The 5,605-nt window shown below is 71.4% G+C and carries 2 protein-coding genes; both read left to right on the top strand.

Annotated elements, in window-relative coordinates; translation table 11 throughout:
- Nucleotides 1-104 precede the first annotated feature (104 nt).
- Complete coding sequence (locus MJ785_RS13170) at nucleotides 105-1,256, top strand: FHA domain-containing protein (RefSeq protein ID WP_239381142.1); 1,152 nt, start codon at nucleotides 105-107, stop codon at nucleotides 1,254-1,256.
- 10 nt (nucleotides 1,257-1,266) lie between these two features.
- On the top strand, nucleotides 1,267-5,598 hold the full coding sequence (locus MJ785_RS13165; protein WP_239381140.1) for a serine/threonine-protein kinase: 4,332 nt from the start codon (nucleotides 1,267-1,269) through the stop codon (nucleotides 5,596-5,598).
- Nucleotides 5,599-5,605 lie beyond the last annotated feature (7 nt).

Raw genomic sequence — 5,605 nt, 5'->3', positions numbered from 1 at the left:
TGAGTGTTCTCGCAGCCTCATTGCACATCATGAAGCCTGGGGTGGATAGGCTGTCTGACCGTCGGTCGGATAACTCCTGACGCACCAGCCAGCCGGGGGGCTTTGTGGAAAACAACCTGGCGACCTCGGCGAACCATGCCGATTACGTGGTTGACCTCTCCAACATCGTGCGCGAACAGTCGATCGGGGGGCCGGGCCTGCGGTCCCTGCGCCGCCTCGAACTTGTGGTGCAGGCACTGGTGAAACGCACCGGCGACCCGGACGTCCGCCTCTACCTGATCGCCGACGCCAGCCTGCTGGGCGGCCACAGGAAGTTCACCGATCCGGTGGACGTCGACCGGCTCCGCCGCTGGGTCGACGAAGGCCTGGTCGAGGAGGTCCCCGACGCCGACGAGCGGATTCTTGAGATCGCGGGCATGACCCGCATCCCGGTCATCACCAGCGACCGTTACGACGCCCACCGCACCGAGCACTACTGGATCCAGGGGAACACCTCGCAGTTCCTGCGGCCCGTACCCGCCCCGGGCGGCACCGTCAGACTGGTCCCGACGGACATGGGCGTTCGCCCGCCGGCCGAGATCTCCCGCCGTGAGGAACTCGCCGCCCTCAAGAAGCAGGGCCTGCTGAGCCTCGACCGGACCCCCCTGATCAATGTGCTTACGCGGGCCTGGCGCTGCCCGGAACCCCGCTGTTCGCTCTACGACATCCACAGCGGCGGCCGGGTGCTCCCGCCCCGTATGCGACGGGGCGTGCCCACCTGCCAGCAGCATGAAGTGCCCCTGCTGGACGACGGCCCGCGCCCCGGCGCCGCCCAGCTCAAAGCCGTCATCAACGGCACCTGCGAGGCCCGTTACACCCTGGACGAGGACTCCGAGACGACCGTCGGACGACACCCCGACTCCGAGACGGCCGGCATCCCGCTGTACAGCCTGCTGGACTCGGAGGCTGCGGGGAGGGTCAGCCGCGAGCACGTTGTCGTCTCCATCAGGAAGGGAACGGTCCTAGTCCGCGACATCAGCAGTTACGGCACCCGGATGCGTAACGTCGACAGACAGGGGCTGCCGGGGGACTGGGAACGGCTTCTTCCGCAGGTCGACCGACGCTTCCATCCCGGCGACGAGGTCGAACTCGCCCCCGGCGTGATCCTCACCCGCAGCGGCCGGCTCTTCCCCGCCGAACTTCCCGACGCCTGGCGGAGCGTGGCTCCGCAGACCCCCGTCCCACCCGGCGCCGCCGCGCCCACCATGTCAGCCTGACCGCCTGCACATGTTCGTTGTCGACCGGGAGCGGGTAGCCGCCGCTTTACCCGCGTACGAGCTGGGCGAAGGCCTGGGTTCAGGTGGCTTCGGGCAGGTGCTGGCAGGCCGGCACCGCTATCTCGAGCGTGACGTCGCGATCAAGGTGCTGTCCGCGTCCCGGGAGGATGCCCCCGCCGGTTTCGCCGCGGAGGCGCGGCTGCTCGCCAGTTTCGACCACCCGCATGTCGTCCGCATCTACGACTATGCCGAGGACGACGGCCTCTGCCTGATCGTCATGGAGTTGCTGGCGGGAGGAACCCTGACCAGCCGGCGGGCGGGGATACCGGCCGAAGGTGCCTGCGCGATCGGCCTCGCCGTGGCCGAGGCGTTGTCCTGCGCGCATGCCAAGAACGTGTTGCACCGCGACATCAAGCCGGACAACATCCTGTTCGACACGGGCGGCCTGGTGAAGGTGACGGACTTCGGGATCGCGAAAATCCTCGACGGGTCGGCGGCCACCGCGAGCAAGCTCATCGGAACGGCCCAGTACATGGCACCCGAACAGATCCTCGAAGGCCGGCTCGGGCCTGCCACCGACCTGTACGCGCTCGGTCTGCTCCTCTACGAGCTGCTCGCCGGGGCACCCCCGTTCGACCGGGCCCTGCCGCTGCTCGCGCACCTGCAGCATCACCTCTACACGGTCCCCGCACCGCCCGCCGGGGTCCCCACGCCGGTCGCGGATGTGGTCATGCAGGCACTCGCCAAGGACCCGGCCGACCGCCAGCTGTCCGCCCGCGCCTTCGCCCTCGACCTCGCCCGTGCCGCCGGCTCCGTCTACGGCCCGCGTTGGACCGCCCGCTCCGGCATCGGCCTGCGCCTCGACGACGACATCCGCGAGGCCGCCGACCATCTCCCGCTGCCTGCTGACCGTCCGCTGCCTGCTGACCGAGCATCGCCTGCCGACCGGCCGCCGCAGCCGCAGCCGGAGCGCGCCCGACCGCAGCCTGCCGACCGCCTGTCGCAGCCTGTCCGGCGGGTGTCGGACAGTCCCGCTCCCGGCCCCCACCCGTTCGGCCGACCGCTGACCGGCCATATCAGCTCGGTGTTCTCGGTGGTGTTCTCCTCGGACGGCAAGGTCCTGGCCAGCGCGGGCAACGACACAACGGTGCGGTTGTGGGATGTGGCCGACCCATCCGCTCCCCGTCCGCTGGGTGGGCCGCTGACCGGCCATACCGGCCCGGTACGGGCGGTGGTGTTCTCCCCGGTCGGCCGCACGCTGGTCAGCGCCGGTGATGACAAGACGGTGCGGTTGTGGGATGTGGCCGACCCGTCCGCTCCCCGCCCGCTCGGTGAACCGTTGACCAGTCACGCTGACCGGGTGCGGGCGGTGGCGTTCTCTCCGGACGGCCGCACGCTGGCCAGCGCCGGCAACGGTGGGACCGTGCGGTTGTGGGATGTGGCCGATCCGTCCGCTCCCCGCCCGGTCGGGAAACCGCTGTCCGTTCCTACCGGCCGGGTGGACGCGGTGGTGTTCTCCCCGGACGGTCACCTGCTGGCTTCCACCGGAGACGGCATGGTGGCGGTGCGGTTGTGGGATGTGCGTGACCGGTCCATGCCGCGTCCGATCGGTGAGCCGTTGACCGGTCACACCGGTCGGGTGTGGTCGGTGGCCTTCGCTCCGGACAGCGGGATCCTGGCGACTGCGGGCGGCGACAGGATGGTGCGGTTGTGGGATGTGCGTGACCGGTCCATGCCGCGTCCGATCGGTGAGCCCCTGACCGGTCACACCGGCCGGGTGCGGTCGGTGGTGTTCTCCCCGGCCGGTCGCATCCTGGTCAGTACCGGTGATGACAAGACGGTGTGGTTGTGGGATGTGGCCGATCCGTCCGCTCCTCGTCCGCTCGGTGAGCCGCTGGCCGGTCACACCAGCATCGTGAACGCGGTGGTGTCCGCCCCGGACGGCCGCATCCTCGCCACTGCAGGCGCGGATCACACCGTGCGGCTGTGGGGTTACGAGCTGCCCGCCAGGGTGTCGCCGTTCGACCCGACGCTGCCCCCGCAGACCCTCGATCACCGTCCCACCGGGACCACGCCCGCACCACCAGCCAGGACCCCCGCTCCGGCGTCGGTCCCTGTACCCACCAAAGTCCCCGCACCACCGGCTTTGGCGGTGGCCCCGACGCTGCCCCCCGCACCAGCGGCGAAGGTGGTCGTGTCGGCCCCGGCCAGGATCCCTGTTGCTCGCCCGCCGTCCTTCTCCGCATCCGGCCCCCGCCCGTTCGGCCGACCGCTGACCGGCCACACCAGCCCCGTGTTCTCGGTGGTGTTCTCCCCGGACGGCCACATTCTGGCCAGCGCCAGCGGTGACAAGACGGTGTGGTTGTGGGATGTGGCCGACCGGACCGCACCCCGTCCGCTCGGCAAACCCCTGACCGGCTATCTCAACCAGGTGCGGTCGGTGGTGTTCTCCCCGGACGGCACGATCCTGGCCAGTGGCAGCGCCGACCGGAGGGTGCGGCTGTGGGATGTGGCCGACCCGTCCAGCCCCCGTGCGCTCGGCGATCCCCTGACCGGCCACACCGACCCGGTCCTTGCGGTGGCCTTCTCCCCGGATGGCCGCACGTTGGCCACTGCCGGCGCTGCCAACGACAGGACCGTGCGGTTGTGGGATGTGGCCGACCGGACCGCACCCCGCCCGCTGGGTGGGCCGCTGACCGGTCACACCGACTCGGTGTTCTCGGTGGTGTTCTCCCCGGACGGCCGCACGCTGGCCAGCGCCGGCAACGACAAGACGGTGCGGTTGTGGGATGTGCGTGACCGGTCCATGCCGCGTCTGATCGGTGAGCCACTGACCGGTCACACCGGCCGGGTGCTGTCGGTGGTGTTCTCCCCGGACGGCGGGATTCTGGTCAGTGCGGGTAGTGACAAGACGGTGCGTTTGTGGAAGCTGACCGGCCGGGCTGTCCCCCGTCCGCTCGGCGATCCCCTGACCGGTCACACCAACCAGGTGCGGTCGGTGGTGTTCTCCCCGGACGGCCGCAGGCTGGCCAGTGGCAGCATCGACAAGACGGTGCGGTTGTGGGATGTGGCCGACCGGACCGCCCCCCGTCCGCTCGGCGATCCCCTGACTGGCCATACCGACACCGTGTGGTCGGTGGTGTTCTCCCCGGACGGCCGCACGCTGGCCAGCGCCGGCGACGACAGGACCGTACGGCTGTGGGACTGCGGGTCGGCCGTGCTGAAGCACCGCCAGGTCGACATCACCCCCGCACCGCCCGCGAGGAAGCCGGCCCCCGCCCCGACAGTGAAGATGGCCGTGCCGGCTCCCGCGAAGAAGCCGGCGGCCCGCCAGCAGGCGCCCGTTCCCGATCCCCGCAGCCTCGGTCAACGGCTGACCGGCCACACCGGTTGGGTGATCTCGGTGGCGTTCTCCCCGGACGGCCGCGTCCTGGCCAGCGGCAGCGCGGACCACACAGTGCGGCTGTGGGATGTCGCCGAGCACTCCGCACCCCGCCTGCTCGGCCAACCGCTGACGGGCCACACCGATCGGGTGGACGCGGTCGCGTTCTCCCCGGACGGGGGGATCGTGGTCAGCACCGGCGCCGACCGGACGGTACGGCTGTGGGACGTCACCACTCGTCGCCTGCTCTGCCGGCCCCTGACCGGCCACACCGACCGGGTGTGGTCGGTGGCGTTCTCGCCGGACGGCCGCATCCTGGCCAGCGCGGGCAAGGACGCGACGGTGCGCCTGTGGGACGTTTCCGACTGCCTTGCCCCCCGCCCGTTCGGCCCGCCCCTGGCCGGCGGCGCCGTCGGTCCGGTGCGGTCGGTCGTGCTTACCCCGGACAACCGCATCCTGGCCAGCGCGGGCAAGGACGCGACGGTGCGCCTGTGGGACGTTTCCGACCGCAGTTCCCGCCTGCTCGGCCCGCCGCTGACTGGCCATACCGGTGACGTCTGGTCGGTGGAGTTCTCCCCGGACTGCCGAACTGTGGCTACCGCCGGCGTCGACCGGACGGTGCGGCTCTGGGACATCACACCCCCCCGCTCCCGCCTGCTCGCCCCCCTGCTGTCCGGCCAGGCCGCCCGCAGCCCCCGCCTGCTCGGCCCGCCGCTGACGGGCCACACCGCTCGGGTGGGGGCGGTCGTGTTCACCCGGGACGGCCGCGTCCTAGCCACCGCCGGTGAGGACCGGACGGTGCGGTTGTGGGACGTTTCCGACCGGTCCGCTCCCCGCCCGCTCGGTGCGCCGCTGACCGGCCACAGCGGCTGGGTGAAAGCTGTGGCGTTCGCCCCGACCGGGCGCACCCTGGCCAGCGCCGGAGATGACCGGACGGTGCGGTTGTGGGACGTGGGCTGACCGGCCT

This window comes from Protofrankia sp. CiT1 (assembly GCF_917627335.1).
Classification (GTDB): Bacteria; Actinomycetota; Actinomycetes; order Frankiales; family Frankiaceae; genus Protofrankia.
This window is presented reverse-complemented; position numbering and strand designations above follow the sequence as displayed.

Coding starts and splice junctions, on each gene's coding strand:
- MJ785_RS13165 (WP_239381140.1), top strand. CDS start 1,267: ATGTTCGTTGTCGACCGGGAGCGGGTAGCCGCCGCTTTACCCGCGTAC.